Origin of the sequence: Bifidobacterium sp. MSK.13.1, assembly GCF_019131435.1 — a bacterium.
Classification (GTDB): domain Bacteria; phylum Actinomycetota; class Actinomycetes; order Actinomycetales; family Bifidobacteriaceae; genus Bifidobacterium; species Bifidobacterium pseudocatenulatum.
On the sequence record NZ_JAHOMM010000004.1, the window covers coordinates 79,992 to 102,145 of the forward strand.

Genomic DNA, 22,154 nt, shown 5'->3' on the forward strand with positions numbered 1-22,154 from the left:
TCATTCGTTGTTCTGTGGCGCGAGTCGTCTTGTGTCGCATAACGCATGTTCGGCAGGATGACTCGCGTTTACCGTCGCTAACTGATGCTTGATGTGCCGCGTCCGAACCGCGTATGCTCGGCGATAATGCTCATCGCCGCATCCCGATCGAGGTCAGCGGAATCGAAAATGGTCATATCCGCCTGTTCCAGCGCGTTCATATCGGTGATGCCCAGCATGAGATCCTCAACGAACGGCGCGGTGGAGGTGAATAGCACCGGCGGAGCGAAGGTTTTGCCCGCTCTGCCTTCCACGTACATCGTCGCTTCGAGCTTGTCCGCACGGTTGACGGCAAGAATCGCGGGCATGCCGGCAACGACGATCGTCATGTCTTTGACCGCCGCTTCCGGACCGTCTCCGTCGAGATTGCGCAGCACCGCGACAGCACCTTGCGCCGATCCGATGCATTGCGCGGAAATGTCGGACAATTCACAGAATGCCGACAGCAATCGTGGCGAGGTCAGTCTGGTGATGATCACCGCCACTTTCGCGCGATTGCCAAGCAGTCCCTGCAGCTCGTCTTCGAATTTCAACGAATCCTCAGCCGCGTTGAGCATGTCGTCGACTTCCGAGGATTCGGAGGATTCGGAGGATTCCGCGTTATCGGAAGCTTCGGAGGAATCGAAAGCTTCAGATGGCGGATTGTCCGCCCGCTCATGCTTGGACGCTTCGGCATCCTTGAATTCCTGCTCGAAGCCGGCCATGGCCGCTTCCAGTTCCTCTTCGCTGAAATGCATGCCGTCGGCGTTGAGGTCGCCGAAATCGTTTGATCCATCGAATCCTTGGAAATCGTCGAAATCGTTATTTCGATCGTCGCTCATCACAGAGCGCCCTTCGTGCTCGGAATACCGTCGACACGCGGATCCGACTCGATGGCGAAACGAAGCGCACGTGCCAAGGCCTTGAACTCGGCTTCGGCGATGTGGTGCGGATCACGGCCGGAGATCACCTGCAGATGCAGGCAGATTCCGGCATGCATGGCGATGGATTCCATAACGTGACGCACGAGGGAGCCGGTGAAATGGCCGCCGATCATGCAGTATTCGAAGCCTTCCGGCTCGCCGGTGCACACGCAGTACGGACGCCCGGAAATATCGACCACGGCCTTGGCAAGCGCCTCGTCCAACGGCACGGTCGCATCAGCGAAGCGACGGATGCCGCGCTTGTTCCCCAGCGCCTGCTTCAACGCCTCACCGAACACGATGGCGATGTCTTCGACGGTATGGTGCGCGTCGATGTCGGTGTCACCCGTGGCCTTGATGGTCAGGTCAATCAGCGAATGCTTGCCGAGCGCCGTCATCATATGGTTGTAGAACGGCACCGACGTGTCGATGTCAGTTTTGCCGGTGCCGTCGAGATTCAGGCTCAGTTCGACCTTGGATTCGCTGGTTTCACGAACGATGGTTGCGGTACGCGCCATGTTGCGACTCCTTTTGGAAAATGTTCGGTCCTGTTGTGTTGGTTCAGTCCCGTATGTGCTCAGTCTTGTTCCACAATACGCAACACTTCGACCAAGGCTTCACGGAAACGCGCCATTTCCTCGTCGGTTCCCATGCATACGCGCATCCAGCCGTCAGGGCCGACGGTGCGGATGAGCACACCACGCTTGAGCAGTTCGTCGAAGATGCGGTCGCGATCGTCGAAATGACCGCCGAACAGAATGAAGTTGGACTGCGTCTCGGCCACTTCGAGCGGCTGGCCCTTGTAGGTTTGTTCCTTGAGCCATGCCGCGGTCTGATTGCGGGTGTCACGCAGATGCGCCACACGGCTGAGCTGTTCGTCGGTATGTTCGAACGCGGCAAGCGCGGCTGCCTGGGTGACGGCCGACAGGTGGTACGGCATACGCACGATGCGCACACAGTCGATAATGCCCTTGTTGGCGGCCAGATAGCCGACTCGCGCGCCTGCGAAGGCGAACGCCTTGCTCATGGTTCGGCTCACGGCGAGATTCTCATACTCGCCGATGAGTTCGAGCGCGGTGGGCGTGCCCGGATCACGGAATTCGATGTAGGCTTCGTCCACCACGACCACCGGATGCACGCCTTCGGCGGCACCGGCCACTTCAGCGGTTTCGGCGGCGCCGAGCACGCGCTTGAGATCGTCCATCTTCAGCGGTGTGCCGGTCGGATTGTTCGGGCTGGTGAGCACGATCATGGCCGGCTTGACGTCTTCGATGGCCTTGATGGTGGCGTCGACGTTCAGCGAGAAATCCTCGTTGCGGTGCGCAAGCTTCCATGTGGTGAACGTGTCGCGGGCGTATTCCGGATACATCGAATACGTCGGATCGCAGCCGAGCGCAATGCGTCCTGGACCGCCGAAAGCTTGGAACAGCTGCAGCATGATCTCGTTGGATCCGTTGGCACCCCACAACTGGTCGACTTCCAGCTTGACGCCGGACTCGCGTTCGAGATAGTCGCAGAATGCCTGACGCAACGCGATATGCTCACGATCCGGGTAACGGTTGAGCGTCAGAGCGATTTCCTTGACTCGCTGCGCGATGGTTTCGACCACTGCCGGTTCCGGCGCATACGGATTCTCGTTGACGTTGAGGCATACCGGCACGTCCAATTGCGGCGCACCGTACGGCTCCTCACCGATCAGATCGTTGCGCAGCGGAAGATATGCCGGAATGGCGTTGCTGGAAGTCTCACTCATCGAAGGCCTGCCTGCTCTTCCTGTTCCTTGATGGTTTCCTTGTTGTACGGATCGTCGATGAAACGGCTCAGCACGCTTTCACCGTGTGCCGGCAGATCTTCGGAAACGGCGAAGGCGTTCACACGAGCAGCGAGGGTCTTCAATCCCTGCTCGTCGTATTCGATGACTTCGACCGGCTTCATGAAGGTGTGCACGCCCAGACCGGAGGCGAAGCGTGCAGTGCCGGAAGTCGGCAGCACGTGGTTGGAGCCGGACATGTAGTCGCCCAGCGGCACCGGAGAGTACGGGCCACGGAAGATGGCACCGGCGTTGCGAATCTTGGCGATCACGGCATCCGGGTCGGCGGTCTGGACCTCAAGGTGTTCGGCGGCATACGCATTGGCCGCGTCAATGGACTGCTCGATGCCATCGGTGAGGATGATGCCGGACTGGCGTCCGCGTAGCGACGTGTTCACACGCTCGGAGTGCTCGGTGCGCGGCACACGGTACTTGAGGTTCTCCTGCACCTGTTCGGCAATCTCTTCGCTGTCGGTGATGAGCACGGAACCGGCGAGTTCGTCATGCTCGGCCTGACCGATCAGATCGGCGGCCAGCCAGCTCGGGTTGGCACCCTTGTCTGCGATGATGGCGATTTCGGTCGGTCCTGCCACGGCGTCGATGCCGACGATGCCGGACACCATGCGCTTGGCGGTAGCGACGAAGATGTTACCCGGACCGGTGATCTTGTCGACCGGATCGCACAGGATTTCGCCGTCCTGCGGTTCGGAACCCTTGGCGCCGTAAGCGAACATGGCCACGGCCTGAGCGCCGCCGACCGCATACACTTCGTCAACGCCGAGAATGGCGCAGGTGGCGAGAATGGTCTTGTCAGGCAGACCGTCGGCATTGTTACGGCTCGGCGGGGTTGCGATGGCGAGGGATTCCACGCCGGCGGCCTGTGCCGGGACCACGTTCATGATGACGGAGCTCGGGTAGACGGCCTTGCCACCCGGCACATACAGGCCGACACGCTGCACCGGAATCCAACGCTCGGAAACGCGCGCGCCTTCAGCCAGATCGGTGTGGAACGGCGCCGGCACCTGGGAAGCGGACACGGCGCGGGAGCGGCGCACGGATTCTTCGATGGCGGCACGCACTTCCGGATCCAACTCGTCGACGGCGGTCTTCATGGCTTCCACCGGCACGCGCAGGTTCTCCGGACGAATATGGTCGAATTTCTCCGCGAAGTCACGCAGGGCCGCAGCACCGCGGGCCTTCACATCGTCAAGGATGGGCTGCACGAGATCGGTGGCCTCGTTGGTGCCCATCTCGGCGCGAGGCATAGCCTCCAGCATTTCAGCTCGGGTCAGCTTCTTGCCACGCAGGTCAATGATTCGCATATAGTTTTCTTCGCTCATAACGCCCCATGGTAACAACGTGATGTCACGAGAACGCCCGCGCGTCTCAAGTTCAGCCGCATAGTGAGATATTCGGCTGAACTTTCGGCATCATCCCCACGACCGGTCAGCCCAAAGGCAGAGAACTGGGACCGAAAAGGATTTTGATTTCGGCGAACAGACTCGTGTCGCGGCGTACGCGGAAACGGTCGCCGAACGTCAGTACCTTGGCGTTGCCCTTATCGTCCATCAAGGCGAGCTTCACTTCGCAGGGTCCAGGATGATTTGAAAGAATCTGCCCCAACTGCTGCACATGCGATTGGTCAAGCGCAATCGGCGGCAGCATAATCGTCACCGGCTTCTCATCCTGCGCTTCCAACGTCGGCACGTTGAATTCCGTGGCACGCATGCTTACCGTCTCATCGCGTTTCTCAACCTGTCCGCGAATCTGCACCACCGTGTCGACCGCCAGTTCGGGAGCGGCGGCCTCATACACTTTGCCGAAGAACATGCACTGGATGGAGCTTTCCAAATCCTCGATGGTCACAATCGCCCAAGGATTGCCCTTCTTCGACATACGACGGTCCACGTTCGTGATCAAACCCGCCACCGTCACCTGCTGGCCGTCAGGCATATTCGCCGCGCGATCGATCAGATGCGCGATCGACATTTCACGCAACGACACCAGAATCGACTGCATACCGCTCAACGGATGGTCGGACACATACAAGCCAAGCATTTCACGTTCGAAATTCAGCTTGGTTTTCTTATCCCACTCCTCCACATCGGGCACATTCACCATGGCATCGCCCATGCCCGCATCGTCTTCGCCGGCATCTTCCAAATCGGAGAACAAATCAAACTGGCCTTCGGCCTGCTTGCGTTTCAAACCGACCACCGAATTAATCGCAGCCTCATGAATCGTAAACAAGGCACGACGGTTCGGATCGATCGAATCAAACGCACCGGCCTTGATCAACGATTCAACCAATCGACGATTCAACGCCTCCATCGGCACACGCCTGATGAAATCAGGGAAATTCACATACTTGCCATGATCGTTCTCACGTTCCTTGACAATCGCATCAACCGCAGCCTTGCCAACGTTACGGATGGCGCCAAGGCCGAAACGCACCACATCGCCGACAGCGGAATACTCGTACACCGACTCGTTCACGTCAGGAGACAACACCTGGATGCCCATGCGACGAGCCTCGCCCAAATACAACGCGGTCTTGTCTTTGTTCGTACTCGCACCCTGCAGCAACGCGGCCATGAATTCCACCGGATAATGCGTTTTCAGATATGCAGTCCAATATGAAATCAAACCGTATGCGGCCGAATGCGCCTTGTTGAACGCATAGCCCGAAAACGGCACAAGAATATCCCACACGGCCTGCGCCGCCTCCTGGGAATACCCATGCTCCTTCATGCCCGCGAAGAACGGCACCTTCTCCTTGGCCAGCACCTCGGGCTTCTTCTTGCCCATTGCTCGACGCAACACGTCTGCCTTGCCCAACGAATAACCCGCCAGAATACGCGCGGCCGACTGCACCTGCTCCTGATACACGATCAGACCATACGTTTCGTCAAGCACTTCCTTCAACGGCTCGGCCACTTCAGGATGAATCGGCGTGATCTTCTGCAAACCATTCTTACGCTTCGCATAATTCGTATGCGAATCCATATCCATCGGACCAGGACGATACAACGCGATCAATGCGGAAATATCGTTGAAGTTATTCGGCTTCAACGTTTTCAGCAACGAACGCATACCATCAGAATCCAACTGGAACACGCCAAGCGTGTCACCTCGCGACAACAGATCGTACGTGGCACGATCGTCCAATGGAATCTTCGTATGGTCGATACGCGTCTTGCCATTCGCCTCGATATTGTTCAACGTATCGCGAATAACCGTCAAGTTGGAAAGACCAAGGAAGTCCATCTTGACTAAACCAAGCGTTTCACACGTATGATACTCCAACGTGGTCGTAACCGTACCATCGGTACGTTCCAGCAGCGGCGACGTATTCGAAATCGGCTCGCTACCCATGATCGTGGCGCACGCATGCACACCGGTCTGACGGATCAAGCCTTCGATACCCATCGCCTCATCCGTGACGCGCTTCACATCCGGATCGGAATCATAAAGCTCACGGAATTCGCGGGCCTCCGCATAACGCTTCGAACTCGGCTCGAAAATATCATGCAGCGGAATATCCTTGCCACCCGTCTGCGCCGGCGGCAACGCCTTGGTGATGCGCTCGCCCATGGAGAATTCGTAGCCCATGATTCGTGCGGAATCCTTCAGCGCCTGTTTGGTTTTGATGGTGCCGTAGATCACGCATTGCGCGACCTTGTCTCGCCCGTACTTGTCTCCGACATAGTCAAGCACGCGACCGCGGCCGTCCGGATCGAAATCGACGTCGATATCAGGCAGCGACACACGTTCCGGGTTAAGGAATCGTTCGAAGATCAAGCCGTGCTTGATTGGATCGAGTTCGGTGATGCCCATGGCATACGCCACCATGGCGCCTGCCGCGGAGCCACGGCCAGGCCCGACCATCACACCATGCGATTTGGCCCAGTTGATGTAGTCGGCCACCACAAGGAAGTATCCGCAGAACTGCATCTGACAGATCACACCGCATTCGTAATCGGCCTGCTTGAGCACTTCGATCGGCGGATGCCCGTCATAACGCCGTTCCAAGCCTTCCTCGACTTTTTTCAGGAACAGCGACGTCTCATCCCAACCTTCCGGGCAGTCGAATTGGGGCATGAACGCGCCATCTTCATGATCGTCGAACATGACATTGCAGCGTTCGGCGATTTCCAACGTATTGTCGCATGCTTCGGGAATGTCTTTGAACAGCTCACGCATTTCTTCGGCGGATTTCAGATAGTAGCCGGTGCCGTCAAATTTGAATCGTCCCGGCTCGTCAAGCGTGGATCCCGAATTGATGCACAGCATGGCATCCTGAGAGCCGGCGTCTTCGGCGCGCACGTAATGGGAATCGTTGGTGGCGAGCAGCGGCGCGTTCAGTTTTTTCGCAATGTCCAGCAGACCGTCGGTCACCTGTTTTTCGATTTTCAGACCGTGGTCCATGAATTCGATATAGAAATTGTCACGTCCGAAAATATCCTGCAATTCGCCTGCCGCACGTAATGCCTCGTCGAATTGGCCGAGCAGCAGTCGCGTTTGGATGATGCCCGACGGGCATCCGGAAGATGCGATAATGCCTTTCGAATATTTGGCAAGGATTTCCTTATCCATTCGGGGGTATCGCATGACACGTCCCTCGAGATTCGCGTCAGTGGACGCCTTCATCAGATTGACAAGGCCCTCATCGGTTTCCGCCCACATCGTAAGGTGGGTGATCAGGCCACCGCCGGATACGTCGTTGGGGTTGCGCCTGCGATGTTGCGGATCGATATCGGGATTCCAGTTGGTATCCCAGCTGACGCGGGTTTGATCTTGGCGTGCGGTTTCCGGCGTCACATACGCTTCAATGCCGATAATCGGTTTGACGCCTTCCTTGACCGCAGTGCTCCACATTTCGTATGCGCCATGCATGTTGCCGTGATCGGTGATGCCGACGGCCGGCATGTTGAGTTCTTTGGCGCGCTTGACCAGATCCGGAATCTTTGACGCCCCGTCAAGCAGTGAATAATGCGTGTGATTATGCAGTTGCACGAAATTTCCGGAAGTAGCCATACGTTCCAATCTACCGGTGATTGGTGACGTGCGATCACACTTCAGGCTTGTCTTGTGTGTCGTGCCTGCCGCGCATCACGTCGAGCGCATGCTGCAAATCAGCTGGATAATGCGATTTCACCGTGGTCCACACATGGGTTCGCGGATGGCGGAATTCAAGTTGCTTGGCGTGCAGCCACTGCCGTTCCAATCCCAATGCCTCACCCAACTGCGGATTGGCACCGTACATGGCGTCTCCCGCAAGCGGATGTCCGATGGACGAGAAATGCACGCGGATCTGATGGGTTCGACCGGTTTCCAGATTCACGGAAACCAACGTCGCCTCACCGAAACGTTCCATCACATCCCAATGGGTGATGGCTTCTTTGCCGGCGGGCGTAACGCAAAAACGAAAATCGGAGACTTTGGCACGTCCGATCGGCGCTTCGATCGTGGCCTTGTTTTCCTTGAGATTGCCTTGCACGAGCGCATGATAGGTTTTGACGACTTCATGTTCGGCGAACTGCCTGCGCATTTCCACGTAGGCGAGGTCAGATTTGCACACGAGCATCAATCCGGATGTGCCCACGTCGAGGCGGGATACGATACCCTGACGTCCCGCGGCGCCGTAGGAGGTGATGTGCACTCCCCTGTCAAGCAGACTGCCGAGCACCGTCGGACCGGTCCAACCGACGGAAGCGTGAGCAGCCACACCCACTGGCTTGTCGACCACTATGACGTCATCGTCTTCGTAGACCACTGCCATATCTCGTGCGATCGGTTCAGGCTCGGTCCGTTCCTCGACAATATCGAATTCGACGGTTTCGCCTGATTGCAGAGTCGATGATTTGGAAATGTCACGACCAAGCACGCGCGCCTGTCCACTTTCGATGAGTTCCGCGGCCTTGGCTCGGGAGATACCAAGCATCTTGGCCACGGCCACATCGAATCGTTTGCCGACAAGCGCGTCGGGTGCGGGAACAAGACGGCTCATGCGTTCTGGTCTCCGGTCGTCTGTTTCGTCTGTTCTGCGGCCTGTTCGTCAAGATCCTTCTGGCTGAAGGGCTCTCCGACAAACAGCAGTACGACGGCGGCGACGCCCGCCACCATCAGGAAAATATCCGCAACATTGCCGACCGACCATCCGTAATTGAGGAAATCGACGACCTTGCCATTAAGGAAACCTTCGGCATACATCACACGATCGATGAGATTGCCCAATGCTCCTGCGAAAGCAAGAGCGAACACCACCGTCCATTTCATGGAAATGGTACGGATTGCCAGTACGGCCAACGCCACGCACGCCACGATGGCAAGCAACGAAATCAACCAGGTCATGTTGGATCCCATGCCCAAGGACGCACCCGGATTATGCACCAGCGTGAATGAGAGGATGCCCGGAATCACACGTACCGTCTGCCCGTCGGCAAGCGCCGACTGCGCCCATGCCTTGCTGATCTGGTCGAGTACCAGTGCCACAACGGCGATACACGCAAAGACGGCCACGCGGGTGCGCAGCCGTCTTTGATCATTTGTCATGATGTCAGACACAGCCTAATCTCAGTCGTCCTGGGAGTCCTGATCATAGTTGTTCGTGTCGGACACCTGGGACACGAGCTGGCCGAGGAATTCGGTAAGACGTGCACGGTATTCGGTTTCGAACTGCTTGAGGCCCTGAATGTTGCCTTCGATGACCTTGGTCTGCGCTTCGAGATTGTCGCGGACCTGCTGGGCGTAGTCGTCGGCTGCGGTACGGGTCTTCGAATCGTAGTCGAAGGCGCGCTTCTGCACTTCGGACTCGTATTCGTCGGCTTCGTTGTGCTTCGTGGAGAAGTAGGTATCACCCTCCTGGGTCTTCTGAGCAAGGTAGGCGTCGCCTTCCTGAGTCTTCTGATCCAAGTAGGTATCACCCTCCTGCGTCTTCTGAGCAAGATAGGCGTCGCCTTCCTGAGTCTTCTGATCCAAGTAGGTATCACCCTCCTGCGTCTTCTGAGCAAGATAGGCGTTACCTTCCTGAGTCTTCTGATCCAAGTAAGCATTACCTTCCTGAGTGCGCTGCGCCAGATAGTCATCGCCTTCCTGAGCACGCTTGGTCAGATAGGCATCGCCTTCCTGAGTCTTCTGGTTCAAGTAGCCATCAGCCTTGGCACGAGTGTCAGCCGAATACTGATCGGCTTCGGAACGGGTGCCTTCGGAGTAGTTGTCGGCTTCGGTGCGAGTGCGGTTGGAGTAATCGTTGGCATTGCCGATGAGCTCATCGTACCTACGCTGGGACTCGTCGGTGATTTCCTTAGCCTTGGCTTTGCCCTTGTCGACGTACTGGTCGTGCAGCTGCATAGCCAGGGTCAGCATGGCGGTGGCACGCTCCGGCTCCGTGTTGGCGCTGGCTGCGGCTCCTGCAATCTTCTGCAGGCTTCCGGTTTCGGTACTCGGTTCGACCTTGGCGACCTGCTCGCGCAGCTGGGCTTCACGCTGCTGCGATTCCTGCAGCTGCTGTGCAAGCTGCTGAATCTGCGCGGCCTGCTGCTGGGCACGCTCATCCTGCTGCTGGGACTGTGCCGCATGCTGCTGCGTGAGCTGCTGAGCTTGGGCGACCTGCTCCTGAGCCTCTTCAAGCCTTGCATTGAGCTGCTGGATCTCAGCCGCCTGCTGCTGGGCCACCACAACCTGCTGCTGTGCGGAAGCCAGCTGACGGGACAGGTCTTCGGTCTGTGCACGGAATGCGTCGCGCTCATGCTGCATGGAGGTCAGCTGTTCGCCCAGATCCGCCTGGCCTGCAGCTTCAGCCGCCTGTGCGGTGAGCTGGTCGACCTGTGCGGACAGGCGATCCACCTGACCCTTGAGCTGTTCGTTCTGAGCCGACAGAGCACGGTTGCTTTCCTCAGCCTCGGTGAGCTTGGCTGCTGCGACCTGTGCGGCCTGAGCTGCCTGATCACCAGCGCCAGCTGCCTGCTCGGAGGCGGACTTCAATGTCGCGTTCTCCTGCTGCAGGGACTGAACCTGGGCGCTGAGCTCGGAAATCTTGGAGTTGAGCCCCGCAACATCCGGGCCGAGGGACTGAGTAGCCTGGCCGCTGGCAACCGCCTGCTTGCCAAGGGCCTCCACCGTCTCGGTTACCTGATCGAGAAAATCGTCGACTTCATCGACGTCATACCCCTCCTTGAACCTCACGGTCTGGAAGGTATGCTCTCTGATATCTTTCGGCGTCAACAGAGCCATAAATCTTACACCTCGCTTTGGGCTTGATGCCTTGCTGTTGTTGCTTTCATTGTTCGACTCTAGCACGGGACCACCGATTTTTTGCGAAAAATCGGCATTTGACATACATTAAATGAGGAAATCAATAGCAATGAGAATGAAATAAAGAACGATGAATGCCACATCGAAGTAGATGGGACCCAATGGAATAGGGCGGATATATTGGCGTAGCCAGCGCAGTGGGGGCTCCGTCAACTGGTAAACCGCGTCGATCAACGACGACACCAACCCCCGTGGACGCCATGCCGATGCCAACACAGCAACCCAATCGAGAATCATGCGAATGAACAGCACCAGAATGTAGGCATTCACCAAAAAGTGGACGATGCTACCGATCAAAGACAAAATCATGGGGCACCACCTTAGCAACAGAACATAACAAAGCCCCCATCACGGGTGACGGAGGCTTCATGCAGTCTGCTTTCGCAACGGCTTTCGTCTATATCAGTCGGCGAACAAATCGTGCGACGAGTTATTCGCCTGCGGTTCCTCAACCTTGATGTTCACCTGAGCTGGGCTCAGCAGGAACACGCGCGGAGTGACACGTTCGATGGAGCCACGCACGCCAAAAACCACACCCGCGGAAAAGTCCACAATGCGATATGCCACGGCCTCGGCCACACCGGTCAGGTTCAGCACCACCGGAACGCCGTCGCGAATGGCACGTCCGACCAGCTGAGCGTCCTCATAGGATTTCGGGTGAATCGTGGTGATACGGCTCACCCTTCCGCCTTGGAACGGGTTGGCTTTGGTCTGCTCGCGCGGTGCGGACGTCGCGGCAGGAGTCGAAGCCATCGGGGTCACGGAATGGTCGGAATCGAACGAGGTTTCGCTGCTCTCAGCCTCCTCGTTGAAATCCTCGTCACCTTCGGCAACGTCGGTCATGCCCAAATAGGACATCGCGCTTTTCATAAAACCTGCCATGAACGATCCTTTCGCGTCTTCGCGTTGCTTTTAGCGCAGGAAATCCGGAATATCCAAATCGCCGGCATCGTTCGAAGACACCACTTCATGCTCGGTGGTCTGGTCGAATGACGGAACGACGGGTTCCGGAGTGGACGGAATATAAGTGGACAGCGGCTGCACCTTCGGGGCTTCCGGAGTCTGAATAAGCTGAGGCTGGGGCTGCTGCGGAACCGCCGCTGCCCTCGGGGCTGCGGACAACGCCGACAGCGGCACCGTGCTTTCCGCAGGCTCTGCCTGCTTCTGGGCTTCAGCCTGAGCCGCCTTCTTGGAGTTGGCATCAAAGCCTGCGGCGATAACGGTGACACGCACTTCGTCGCCGTAAGCGTCGTCGAGGGAAAGACCCCAGATGATCTGTGCTTCCGGATGGATGGCCTTGCCCACCAGCTGGGTGGCGGCGGCCGCTTCCTGCAACTTCAGATCGGACGGGCCGGCGATATTGATCAGCGCGCCGTGGGCACCCTCGATGCTTTCTTCCAGCAGCGGCGAGCTGATGGCGATTTCAGCTGCCTGGGTGGCGCGATCCTCGCCTCGTGCGGAACCGATGCCGAACAGTGCGGTGCCCGCGCCACGCAGAATAGCGTTGACATCGTTGAAGTCGACGTGAATGTACGAGTTCGAAGAAATCAGGTCGGTGATGCCCTGCACGCCGGCCAGCAAGGCGGTGTCGGCGGTCTTGAACGCATCGACGATGCCGATGGTGCGATCGGAAAGCTCAAGCAGTCGATCGTTCGGAATCACGATCAGCGCATCGACTTCCTTGCGCAGATTCTCAATGCCAAGTGCTGCGGAAGCCGCACGCTGGGGACCTTCAAAGCTGAACGGGCGGGTAACCACCGCAATGGTCAGGGCACCCTGCTGATGCGCGGCGCGAGCCACGATCGGGCTTGCACCGGTACCGGTGCCACCACCCTCACCGCAGGTCACGAACACCATATCGGCGCCCTTGAGCGATTCCTCGATATCGGACTGATGATCCTGAGCGGCCTTGGCACCCTTCTCCGGGTCGGCACCTGCGCCAAGCCCGCGGCTGGTGGCATCGTTCAAGGAGATCTTGACATCGGCGTCGGAACGCATCAGGTCCTTCGCGTCAGTATTGATCGCAATGAATTCAACACTTTGAAGACCCTCGGCAATCATGCGATTGACGGCATTACCGCCAGCTCCACCAACACCGACAACCTTGATATTCGTTTTGTCGTTGAAATTGTCAGTCTGGGCAATCTCGCTCACCATAGTCTCCTGTCACTCGCGTTTACGCACAACTTTATCGCAGACACGCTGCAGTACGCGCACTTTTCGCCGTGTGTAACGGCGTTTTTTCACTTTTTTATTGCTAACGTGTTCATTTCGCCTGCGATTTACCCTCTTTCGGTGCCCCCACGACGATTTAACCACATCAGCATGTCATATTCAATAGCTGGCGTCCATAGGATCATCCCCAAACAACGCCTGACGTTCATCATGCGTTGTTTCCCGTGATTCCAACCATCCGTAAGGCAGATGCACTTTCTTTGCGAAGCGCACGCGCCCCCTTGGCTTGTCGACCACTCGCTCGGGAAAACAGATGTTGGGATCCAGCTTGCCTATTTCGGCTCTGACATCCTCAAGATTTTCACATTCCATGAACGCGCGACGGGTGGAGCCTCCAACGGGGAATCCCTTGAGATACCACGCGATATGCTTACGCAGATCATGCACGGCCATCTGCTCATCGCCATCATAGAATTCGGTCAACAGTTCCGCATGGCGTTCAACCACACGGCACACATCTCCTAACGTGGGGTCAACACGCTTGTCGCTGCCAGCGAACGCATTCTTGATATCGGCGAACAGCCATGGCCTGCCTTGGCAGCCGCGGCCAATCGCAACGCCGGCGCAACCGGTTTCGGCAACCATGGCAAGCGCATCGTTCGCACCCCAAATATCGCCGTTGCCGAACACTGGAATGTCAAGCGCTTCGACCAGCTCGCCAATCCGGCTCCAGTCGGAATGCCCGCCGTAATATTCGGCGGTGGTACGCGCGTGCAAGGTCACCGCCTTGCAGCCTTCCTCCTGCGCGATATGGCCCGCTTCCAAGAACGTTTCATGCTCATGGTCGATGCCGACGCGGATTTTAGCCGTCACCGGCACGTTGGCAGCATCGCAGACCTTGACCACACGCTGGATGATCTCGCGAAACAGATCCGTCTTCCACGGCAAAGCCGATCCGCCGCCGCGTCGGGTCACTTTCGGCACGGGGCATCCGAAGTTCAGATCGACATGGTCGGCCATGTTTTCGTCGATGACGATTTTCGCGGCCTGTTCCACGATCGCCGGGTTCACACCGTACAGTTGCAGCGAACGGATTTTCTCGCTCGGCGCGAAATGGCACAACCGCAACGCTTTGGGATTGCGTGCGACCAACGCGCGCGCGGTGATCATTTCGGCCACGTATAGACCGTCCGGTCCGTAGCTTTCGCAAATCACGCGGAACGGCCAGTTGGTAACGCCCGCCATAGGCGAAAGCACCACCGGGGTTTCAACGTGTACCGGCCCTAAATCAACAGGCTTCATAACCGGAGGAACCGACGGCCTCACCGCGTCGGTACGCGGGTCGAGCACGTCGGATTCCTCGTAAGCAGTCACAATGCTATCTGGCATAAGAACGCTATGGTAACCAGTATCCAGCTTTAATACAAGCCACCGGCTTCGGCGATCTTGACGGACTCAGGCCAAGCCTCGCCGCCCATCTCAACCGGCACCTGCGGGTAACGTACATGCTTCTCGCCAATACGTGCGGCCACATAATCAGCCACCTTGTCGAGTGCGACGCGCTCCTGCTGCATGGTATCACGTTCACGAATGGTGACGGCCTGATCGTCAAGCGTGTCGAAGTCGACGGTGATGCACAGCGGGGTGCCGATTTCGTCTTCACGGCGATAGCGACGACCGATCGCACCGGCCTCGTCATAGTCGATCATCCAGTCATGCTGACGCAAATCGGCGGCCAGATCGTGTGCCACGGTCTGCAATTCCGGCTTCTTGCTCAACGGCAGTACAGCGGCCTTGACCGGAGCCAGGCGCGGATCAAGACGAAGCACGGTGCGCTTGTCGACGCCGCCCTTGGTATTCGGGGCCTCGTCAACGTCGTAGGCGTCAACAAGGAAGGCCATGAGGGAACGGGTCAGGCCGGCGGCCGGTTCGATGACGTACGGCACGTATTTTTCGCCGGTGGCCTGGTTGAAGTAGCTCAGATCCTCGCCGGAATGCTTGGCATGCGCGGAAAGATCGAAGTCGGTACGGTTGGCGACGCCTTCAAGCTCGCCCCAATCGGAACCCTGGAAGCCGAACTTGTATTCGATGTCGACGGTACGCTTCGAATAGTGGGCCAGCTTCTCCTTCGGATGCTCATAATGGCGCAGGTTCTCCGGCTTCACACCAAGGTCGATGTACCACTGGGTACGCGCGTCGATCCAGTACTGGTGCCATTCCTCATCGGTGCCCGGAGCCACGAAGAATTCCATTTCCATCTGCTCGAACTCGCGGGTGCGGAAGATGAAGTTGCCCGGAGTGATCTCGTTACGGAAGGACTTGCCCATGTTGGCGATGCCGAACGGCGGCTTGGAACGCGAAGAAGTCATCACGTTCTTGAAGTCCACGAAAATGCCCTGTGCGGTTTCCGGACGCAGGTAGTGCAGCGAGTTCTCGTCTTCGACCGGTCCGAGGTGGGTGCGCAGCATCATGTTGAAGTCGCGCGGTTCGGTCCAGTTGCCACGGGTGCCGCAATCCGGGCACACAATGTCTTTCAGGCCGTTTTCCGGCAGCTTGTCGCCATGCTTTTCGGCATAGGATTCCTCAAGCTTGTCGGCGCGGTGGCGCTTGTGGCAGTTGAGGCATTCGATCAGCGGATCGTTGAACACGGACACGTGACCGGAAGCCACCCACACGGCCGGCGGAAGAATAATGGACGTGTCAACGCCCACCACGTCGCCACGGGTGACGACCATGGAACGCCACCATTCGCGCTTGATATTGTCTTTCAGCGCAACGCCGAGCGGACCGTAATCCCACGCGGAACGGGTTCCACCATAGATTTCACCGGCGGGAAAAACAAAGCCACGACGCTTGGCGAGGGATACGACTTCATCGAGTTTGGATACAGCCACAATGCACCTTCTGGTTTGAACGGTTTGGGGTCTTTACAAGCGCAAAGCCTACCTTTACGCGGTGACAGAACGCCACCCGCGTTACTGTTTCGTGGCGTTCTCGTCTTCAACCGTGTCGTTGTCGAGCAATAGCGACCAGATCTTGCAATCGATCACCACGGCATTTTTCGTTTCGTCACCGTTTCTGTCAAGTGTGTAGGTCACATTTTCCGGCACGGCGATACGGTTGATGTTCTGCACGGATGCCACGAAATTACGCATGGCATCATAGCTTCCCGTGGCGGTGATACTTACCGACACCTGCACCAGCTGACCGGCTTGAATGGTACCTTGCATTTCAGCTGGAATGTCGGCGTCGACCGCATCATCGAAATTCACCGATTTGATGGCGACGCCGGTTCCCGCAGCGGACGCATCCAACGAATTGATGAATTCCTGCTGGTTATAGCCGTCTGGAATCTGCCGCTGCAACTGGCGCAAACGGTCTTTCTGCAGGCCGATCGTTTCGCTGGCGATGCGTAATGTTTCGATTTCGTCGCGTGTTTCCTTATTGTTCTCATCGATTTGCGCAGTTTGCGCGTCGGATGATTTGATATGGCTGATTTGCGGGGAAACGCCGACCAGCCATGTCAGCATGATGACGAAGACAATACCTGCGGCCAATGCGATCCATGCGATTTTATGCTTGTTCATGATTGCTCCCGATCATTCATTGGATGTTTCGTCAGTTGCGGTCGCGCTGTCGGTAGTATCAGTCGACTCCCCTGCCGCGGCTTTGTTCAGACTGTCGCGTAGCTGCTGCTGCAATGCTCGGTTGGCTTCGTCAGCACCGGCCGCGTTGTCGCTTCGTGACGTGGTATTGGTATCCATCTTCAACGACACCGTTCCCGTGTATGTATAGGTGGTGCCGTTTTCATCGCTGTTTTCGGTAATGGAACTCACATAGCCTGTTTTATAGGTAGGAATTGCAGCAAAATTACCGATAAAATCTTTTGCAGATATGAAATCTGGAGAAAGAACGGTAAAATCAACGGAAATCACACCATTCCCAGACCATACTGAAGATGTAGCGCTATGCGAAGAAGCGTCAGACCCGCCAATCTGGAAGCTGCTCAACGACAGGTTCGTGTACTGGCCTCCGGCTGGCAGCGCGCCATTGAGCGAATCCACCACCTTCATCCAATCCATTTCGTCGTAGAGCGCGGCGATACGTGACCTTTGCGAATCGGACAGCGAGTTCAACGTGTCTTCCACGTCTTTGAATTCCGCCTTTTCCTTCTGCAACGACAGGGTTTTCGCCTGTGCCTCCTCCACGCGATGGTCGGCCCAGCTCACGCGCACCGCCATGCCCGCGCTGATGGCAATGGCCGCAACCACCACCACGATAAGCACGTATGACAGCAAGTATTTGATGGCACGATCACGGTTGAGCGTCACGATGGAACGTGGCAGCAGGTTGGCGCGCACATTCCATTCGGCGGGCAGATCAGCCTTTTTGGAGGTTTTCGAACTGCTCGCACGCAGCGCTTTGCCGATGTCGGAAATATTCATCGACAAAATCGAGGTTTTCTCGCCATCACTGGTTTCAGGATTCGGATTATCCTTGATTTTGCCGCGTCGACCGCGGTGGGAGCTGCCGATCTGCTTCATGCTTCCGTTGTTTTTTCTGCTCATCGTCCGTTCACCTCGGCTTCTTTCCGATTACCAGTCCAAGCACTGCGCCCAAATCGATCGCGTGCGCCATGATGTTCTGCCGTTCCACTTCTTTGGAAAGCCGGAAACGGATGAAGGGGTCGCCGATCCGCACCACTTTGTTGATGGAACTGGCCAATACCGGCGGCAGTCCGATCAGTCGTGCGCCGGTTCCGGTAAGCACCACGCCGCTGATGGTGCCGCCCGCATGGTCCACGTCGTACAGGTTGAGCGTATTGCGGATGCCGACGATCAGCTGCGCCGTGGTTTCGCGGATGACTTCCTCGGCTTTTTCGAGTCGTTCGTCGCCGGTCACGTTTTGCAGGCCGATCTGGTTTTTGATGCGTTCGGCGTCTTCGAATGAGATACTGAGCGCGTTGGCGATGGCGTCAGTCACGTCATCCGCGCCGGATGGCACGACGCGCATGTAGGCGGGCTGCCCGTTTTCGAGCACGATCACGTCGGTGCCGTTGCCGCTGATGTTGACCACCGCTTCGGTCTGCTGCTGGTTGGTGTCGGCGAACAGTCTGGCAAGCGCGAACGGGCCCGCATCGATCGATGTGATCACAAATCCCGCGTCTTCGGCTGTGCGCGCGGTTTTTTCCAGTCCGTTACGCAATGTCGCCACGAGTATGCCGTGCAACTGTTTGCCTTGTTCGCTGTCGATGACGTTCAATGGCACGAAGTCGAGCTCGGATTCCTCAATAGGCAGCGGAATCATGCCTTTGGCTTGGAAAGGCAAGGTGGATTTCAGATCGTTCAGCGACATGTAGGGAAAGTCCGCCTCGCGAAACACCATGCGTCGGCTGGAGTAGACGAGAGTCGTGTCCTCGCGGGGGAATTTGAATCGCTTCACCAGTGTGTTCAGCAGTCCGGCCACCACATCATGGTCGACCACTTCGCCATCCACTACGGCTCCGTTCGGCAACGGGATCGCCTGGAAATGCTTGATGGTGGGCAGATCCGAATACGGGTCTGCTATGACCGCCGCACGGATGGCGTCGTTCGCGATCGACAGCGCCGTTATTGATCTCATGCTCTCTCCTTATATATAACGTGTTGCAGGTTGGCTGGGGATTGGTTCAGGCGAGTCCCGTCACTTGCAAGTACAGTGTGGCGATCGGAGCCCCGACGAATATGCCAAGCCATATGCCGAGCAGCATGGACGGTCCGAACGGTATGCCTCCATGCATATCGACTTTTTTGCCGATAATCAGCACAAGACTTAAGAATCCTCCAATAAAGAAGGCTGCGAACGCCCCGATGATGAATTGCGACCATCCGAGCCAGCCCGTAATCAAGCCAAGTATGAACGCAAGTTTGATATCGCCATCGCCCATGCCACCTTTCCATATGATGGAAAGCAATAGGTAGAACGCGCCGAGCACTATCGCACATATCACAGCGCGACCGAGCCTGTTCCACTCATTCGTACCGAGTGATGCCAAAGCCAGCAGTGCCAGTGTTGCAATCAGCGTTGGCAATAGCACAACATTGAGGATCAGATGATGGTCGAGATCAATGTATGCGATCACGATCGAAACCGCTGCGAATACGTAGAGTTCCGGCAATATCCATGGCGAATACGCGCCGAATAGCGCCCCCAAGGTGACGGCGAGGAACGACAGTCCGCCCAACGCTTCCACAATCGGGTAGCGTACGGCGATCGGCTCTTTGCAATGCCGGCATTTCGCGCCGAGCACCAGCCAAGAAATGATGGGAATATTGTCATACCATGCGATCGGGGCTTCGCAGTTCGGGCAGAAACTGCGTTTCGGATTTACCAAGCTGATGTGGTTGGGCACGCGCCAAATCACCACGTTCAGAAACGATCCGAAAATGCAGCCGATTACCAGCGATGCCACGAGTAGCAGCACCACAGTTGGCGTATCGTTCACAATGCTCATGTTCACATCCATCTCGCGCAGCGCTCACCATGCGATAGTGGACGGGTTCAGTTCTTTGGATGTCACGTAGCCTTTGGTGGAGGATGGCTCCAATGTGGTAGAACTACCACCGCCATAAATCACGCCGCCGCCTGAGCCGCCTGTTCCGAGGTTAACCGAGGCATTCCACACCTGCGATTTGATTTCTCGGTTCAAAAAGTCTCGTGACGATCCGCATTTGGCCATAATCACGTCGGCATGCCCGTCGATACGTCCGGAGTATGAGGGATTGCCGTCGATTTTGTCTCCCGGATACACTTCCGTCAGGCATTGACCGTTGAGTTGGAACGTACCTTTACTGTGCTCGTCAGACGCTTTTTCGTTGTATCGGGTGAATGTTGGCGCAGCCGAGCATTCCATAAGTTGGAATTTGCCCGAACCGCCGAACCCATAGCAACGCTTCGGCCCGTTCACCATCGTCCAAATCTGCGTGTTCACGCCACTGCCGTCACTCGACGTGTCTTCAACATATTCGGCCTGATCGGTTTTACGCTTGGTGGAATCGGACACCCCGCAGTAGTCGATCTGATGCAGATCGGAAGATGATTGCGCCGGATTGCCATTGATGGTGTTGTGGTAGCAGTATGGGTTGAAATCACCGCCACCCACTCGGCAGGTTGACGTGTATGCGTCGAATCCGTCTTGCGATGACGAAATGCAGAATCCGGACGTTTCATTGACGATCTGCTTCGTGGCATAGCCGGCTTCTCCCGCCTGTCCGAACGATGCGGTGGCGTCTTCGAAATCACCGTTCACGTCGAACCAGGATTTCACGTCGGTGAGCGAATAATCCCACTTCGACACCATCAGGAAATGCGGAGTCAAATCGACAGCATCATCGACGTTGGACGCCCAGTGACCGCCGCTCAGATATTGAATAGTGGCGCCCACATTCGCCTTGTTGGAAACTTCCAGCACTTGGAAGCGCGTCTTCTTCTGCATTTGCACACCGCCAACGGCATAGCCTTGCGATTCCGGCAGAGACGCATCATACTTGTTCGCCTCATCGCGCACGCTATCTAGCTCGTTGTAGTAGCCCGCATTGATGAAACCGTTATAGAACGCCCACTTCTGGTATTTGTTGAGCAGGCTTGACGGATCGTTCTTTTCGTCTTGCTGCGCTTTCTTGTCAGGATCGGTGTAATAGTCGTTTTGGTAGTTGGGGCCGTACGACTCGCCGCATTTCTGCAATGTGGCGGCTCCTGCAGTGCCTCCGCCAACATGCGTAATGTCAGCTCCGGTAACGCACAATGTCAGATTGGATGCAGGGCGAATGGAATCATCCTTCCAATACACCCATGTGTTCAGGTCTTTGTAGGCGCCGTTGGCTTTGCACTGTTCCGTGTAATACAGGTCGTCGCTGCTGGAGTCTTTCTTATGCGCCTGCATAAGAATCACCAACGCCGATCCTTCCACCGGCTTGCCGTTCGGGTCAAGCATGGCGTCAAGCGTTTCGACCTTGTCTACAGGCTTGGTGGTGGCAAGCATGCAAGTTTGGTTTGCCGGATTCATAGTGATGGTATTGCTCATAGCGTCGGCCGCATTCTTGGAGCCAGGCTTGTTGACATAGTTCACCATGCCGGTCGGATCACCGTTCTCATCGACATCATATGAGGCGATTTCCTTCCAGGTCGGCTGGTTGGTACGGCGCTCGTTGTTTGGCGCTGCCGCGTAGAAGCCCATACCGAGACGTCCACCCTTGGTGGAAATCACGTAGCTGTCATCACCGCTCGCTGTCTCGAATTGGTAGATGGCGCTCATGGCTCGGCGCGCGCTGGTTTCCGTACCCGCGCTTCGCCCATTCGGATACCTGTTGATATACCCGTAGGAACGCACCCACGCATATTTCGCGTTCTTCAGCTCGCTTTCGGATGTGAGTCGTTTGGCCGGCGATGAGCTTGGATCGTCGTCATAATATCCGATTTGCACTCGGTACGAGATATCGTCTGGAGTGAACGAGCTCACGCCCGTTGCCGACACGTCGTTGCTGACTTCCGCATTGTTGAGCAGCACCGACCCGTCCGATGCTGTAGTGAAGGTCTCATCCAAGCTGGCATTGCCAGTGTTTGATGCGGTCGACGGTAGCAGTTTCTTATAGTCCTTGCTTGCTTCCGCTTCGCGCAGGAAACTCAATGCCACTTCGAGTCCAGATTCGGCGGCATACCCGACTTGCGCGTTCTCCTTATTATTCCTGTACGGCAATGCTTGCGAAAGCAGTATGGTCATTACCAGTGCCGACGTGGTGAGCACCACCATTACGAACAGTACCGCGAGCATCATGGCCGCGCCCCGCTCCCCCATGCGTTGGCATAATCTGGCACGATACCTGCGGTTGAGTCCGGCCCACAATCCGTTCTTCATGTTCAACCTTCCCGCTTTC

General features: G+C 56.9%; 18 protein-coding genes. All 18 read right to left on the reverse strand.

All coding sequences use genetic code 11. From position 1 onward, the window contains the following. Positions 1–77 precede the first annotated feature (77 nt). The 18 genes from KSY55_RS05985 to KSY55_RS06070 all read right to left on the reverse strand — a co-directional run bounded on the left by KSY55_RS05985 (position 78) and on the right by KSY55_RS06070 (position 22,135). On the reverse strand, positions 78–776 hold the full coding sequence (locus KSY55_RS05985) for a hypothetical protein (RefSeq protein ID WP_162012986.1): 699 nt from the start codon (positions 774–776) through the stop codon (positions 78–80). An 83-nt stretch (positions 777–859) separates the two neighbouring features. Continuing rightward, positions 860–1,459 (reverse strand): imidazoleglycerol-phosphate dehydratase HisB, encoded by a 600-nt coding sequence (gene hisB, locus KSY55_RS05990; RefSeq protein WP_004220679.1) that lies wholly within the window; start codon positions 1,457–1,459, stop codon positions 860–862. 59 nt (positions 1,460–1,518) lie between these two features. Further along, entirely contained in the window at positions 1,519–2,694 is a 1,176-nt protein-coding gene (locus KSY55_RS05995; protein ID WP_004220680.1) for a histidinol-phosphate transaminase, read from the reverse strand. After that, complete coding sequence (gene hisD, locus KSY55_RS06000; protein ID WP_004220682.1) at positions 2,691–4,091, reverse strand: histidinol dehydrogenase; 1,401 nt, start codon at positions 4,089–4,091, stop codon at positions 2,691–2,693. Before hisD ends, KSY55_RS05995 begins: the two co-directional genes overlap by 4 nt. A 106-nt stretch (positions 4,092–4,197) precedes the next feature. Next, the gene (dnaE, locus tag KSY55_RS06005; RefSeq protein WP_065435191.1) at positions 4,198–7,788 is read right to left on the reverse strand and encodes a DNA polymerase III subunit alpha; all 3,591 of its coding nucleotides are present in this window, start codon (positions 7,786–7,788) and stop codon (positions 4,198–4,200) included. A 34-nt stretch (positions 7,789–7,822) separates the two neighbouring features. Beyond that, on the reverse strand, positions 7,823–8,761 hold the full coding sequence (locus KSY55_RS06010) for an RluA family pseudouridine synthase (RefSeq protein ID WP_004220686.1): 939 nt from the start codon (positions 8,759–8,761) through the stop codon (positions 7,823–7,825). Then, positions 8,758–9,306, reverse strand: a complete 549-nt coding sequence (locus KSY55_RS06015; RefSeq protein WP_004220687.1) for a signal peptidase II — start codon at positions 9,304–9,306, stop codon at positions 8,758–8,760. Before KSY55_RS06015 ends, KSY55_RS06010 begins: the two co-directional genes overlap by 4 nt. Before the next feature lie 21 nt (positions 9,307–9,327). Further along, on the reverse strand, positions 9,328–10,986 hold the full coding sequence (locus tag KSY55_RS06020) for a DivIVA domain-containing protein (protein WP_118268993.1): 1,659 nt from the start codon (positions 10,984–10,986) through the stop codon (positions 9,328–9,330). A 108-nt stretch (positions 10,987–11,094) separates the two neighbouring features. Then, complete coding sequence (locus KSY55_RS06025) at positions 11,095–11,376, reverse strand: YggT family protein (RefSeq protein WP_004220689.1); 282 nt, start codon at positions 11,374–11,376, stop codon at positions 11,095–11,097. Between the two features lie 93 nt (positions 11,377–11,469). Then, on the reverse strand, positions 11,470–11,949 hold the full coding sequence (locus KSY55_RS06030) for a cell division protein SepF (protein WP_004220690.1): 480 nt from the start codon (positions 11,947–11,949) through the stop codon (positions 11,470–11,472). A gap of 30 nt (positions 11,950–11,979) precedes the next feature. After that, entirely contained in the window at positions 11,980–13,224 is a 1,245-nt protein-coding gene (gene ftsZ / locus KSY55_RS06035) for a cell division protein FtsZ (protein ID WP_004220691.1), read from the reverse strand. 177 nt (positions 13,225–13,401) lie between these two features. Next, positions 13,402–14,631: a tRNA dihydrouridine synthase DusB gene (gene dusB / locus KSY55_RS06040; RefSeq protein ID WP_081019094.1), complete on the reverse strand. Its 1,230-nt coding sequence runs from the start codon at positions 14,629–14,631 to the stop codon at positions 13,402–13,404. Positions 14,632–14,660: 29 nt separating this feature from the next. Beyond that, on the reverse strand, positions 14,661–16,136 hold the full coding sequence (locus KSY55_RS06045) for a glycine--tRNA ligase (RefSeq protein WP_004220693.1): 1,476 nt from the start codon (positions 16,134–16,136) through the stop codon (positions 14,661–14,663). 81 nt (positions 16,137–16,217) lie between these two features. After that, positions 16,218–16,829: a type 4a pilus biogenesis protein PilO gene (gene pilO / locus KSY55_RS06050; protein ID WP_004220695.1), complete on the reverse strand. Its 612-nt coding sequence runs from the start codon at positions 16,827–16,829 to the stop codon at positions 16,218–16,220. 12 nt (positions 16,830–16,841) lie between these two features. Beyond that, a complete protein-coding gene (locus KSY55_RS06055; RefSeq protein ID WP_004220697.1) occupies positions 16,842–17,810 on the reverse strand; it encodes a hypothetical protein in 969 nt (322 codons plus the stop codon). A 7-nt stretch (positions 17,811–17,817) separates the two neighbouring features. Continuing rightward, positions 17,818–18,864 (reverse strand): type IV pilus assembly protein PilM, encoded by a 1,047-nt coding sequence (pilM, locus tag KSY55_RS06060; protein WP_117675392.1) that lies wholly within the window; start codon positions 18,862–18,864, stop codon positions 17,818–17,820. Between the two features lie 46 nt (positions 18,865–18,910). Next, the gene (locus KSY55_RS06065; protein ID WP_022244702.1) at positions 18,911–19,735 is read right to left on the reverse strand and encodes an A24 family peptidase; all 825 of its coding nucleotides are present in this window, start codon (positions 19,733–19,735) and stop codon (positions 18,911–18,913) included. 24 nt (positions 19,736–19,759) lie between these two features. Then, on the reverse strand, positions 19,760–22,135 hold the full coding sequence (locus tag KSY55_RS06070; RefSeq protein ID WP_254881863.1) for a hypothetical protein: 2,376 nt from the start codon (positions 22,133–22,135) through the stop codon (positions 19,760–19,762). Positions 22,136–22,154 lie beyond the last annotated feature (19 nt).

What these genes read in the sequence shown, in the direction of transcription:
- KSY55_RS05985 (WP_162012986.1), bottom strand. Translation starts at nt 776, where the DNA reads ATGCATTTCAGCGAAGAGGAACTGGAAGCGGCCATGGCCGGCTTCGAG.
- hisB (WP_004220679.1), bottom strand. Translation starts at nt 1,459, where the DNA reads ATGGCGCGTACCGCAACCATCGTTCGTGAAACCAGCGAATCCAAGGTC.
- KSY55_RS05995 (WP_004220680.1), bottom strand. Translation starts at nt 2,694, where the DNA reads ATGAGTGAGACTTCCAGCAACGCCATTCCGGCATATCTTCCGCTGCGC.
- hisD (WP_004220682.1), bottom strand. Translation starts at nt 4,091, where the DNA reads ATGAGCGAAGAAAACTATATGCGAATCATTGACCTGCGTGGCAAGAAG.
- dnaE (WP_065435191.1), bottom strand. Translation starts at nt 7,788, where the DNA reads ATGGCTACTTCCGGAAATTTCGTGCAACTGCATAATCACACGCATTAT.
- KSY55_RS06010 (WP_004220686.1), bottom strand. Translation starts at nt 8,761, where the DNA reads ATGAGCCGTCTTGTTCCCGCACCCGACGCGCTTGTCGGCAAACGATTC.
- KSY55_RS06015 (WP_004220687.1), bottom strand. Translation starts at nt 9,306, where the DNA reads ATGACAAATGATCAAAGACGGCTGCGCACCCGCGTGGCCGTCTTTGCG.
- KSY55_RS06020 (WP_118268993.1), bottom strand. Translation starts at nt 10,986, where the DNA reads ATGGCTCTGTTGACGCCGAAAGATATCAGAGAGCATACCTTCCAGACC.
- KSY55_RS06025 (WP_004220689.1), bottom strand. Translation starts at nt 11,376, where the DNA reads ATGATTTTGTCTTTGATCGGTAGCATCGTCCACTTTTTGGTGAATGCC.
- KSY55_RS06030 (WP_004220690.1), bottom strand. Translation starts at nt 11,949, where the DNA reads ATGGCAGGTTTTATGAAAAGCGCGATGTCCTATTTGGGCATGACCGAC.
- ftsZ (WP_004220691.1), bottom strand. Translation starts at nt 13,224, where the DNA reads ATGGTGAGCGAGATTGCCCAGACTGACAATTTCAACGACAAAACGAAT.
- dusB (WP_081019094.1), bottom strand. Translation starts at nt 14,631, where the DNA reads ATGCCAGATAGCATTGTGACTGCTTACGAGGAATCCGACGTGCTCGAC.
- pilO (WP_004220695.1), bottom strand. Translation starts at nt 16,829, where the DNA reads ATGAACAAGCATAAAATCGCATGGATCGCATTGGCCGCAGGTATTGTC.
- KSY55_RS06055 (WP_004220697.1), bottom strand. Translation starts at nt 17,810, where the DNA reads ATGAGCAGAAAAAACAACGGAAGCATGAAGCAGATCGGCAGCTCCCAC.
- pilM (WP_117675392.1), bottom strand. Translation starts at nt 18,864, where the DNA reads ATGAGATCAATAACGGCGCTGTCGATCGCGAACGACGCCATCCGTGCG.
- KSY55_RS06065 (WP_022244702.1), bottom strand. Translation starts at nt 19,735, where the DNA reads ATGAGCATTGTGAACGATACGCCAACTGTGGTGCTGCTACTCGTGGCA.
- KSY55_RS06070 (WP_254881863.1), bottom strand. Translation starts at nt 22,135, where the DNA reads ATGAAGAACGGATTGTGGGCCGGACTCAACCGCAGGTATCGTGCCAGA.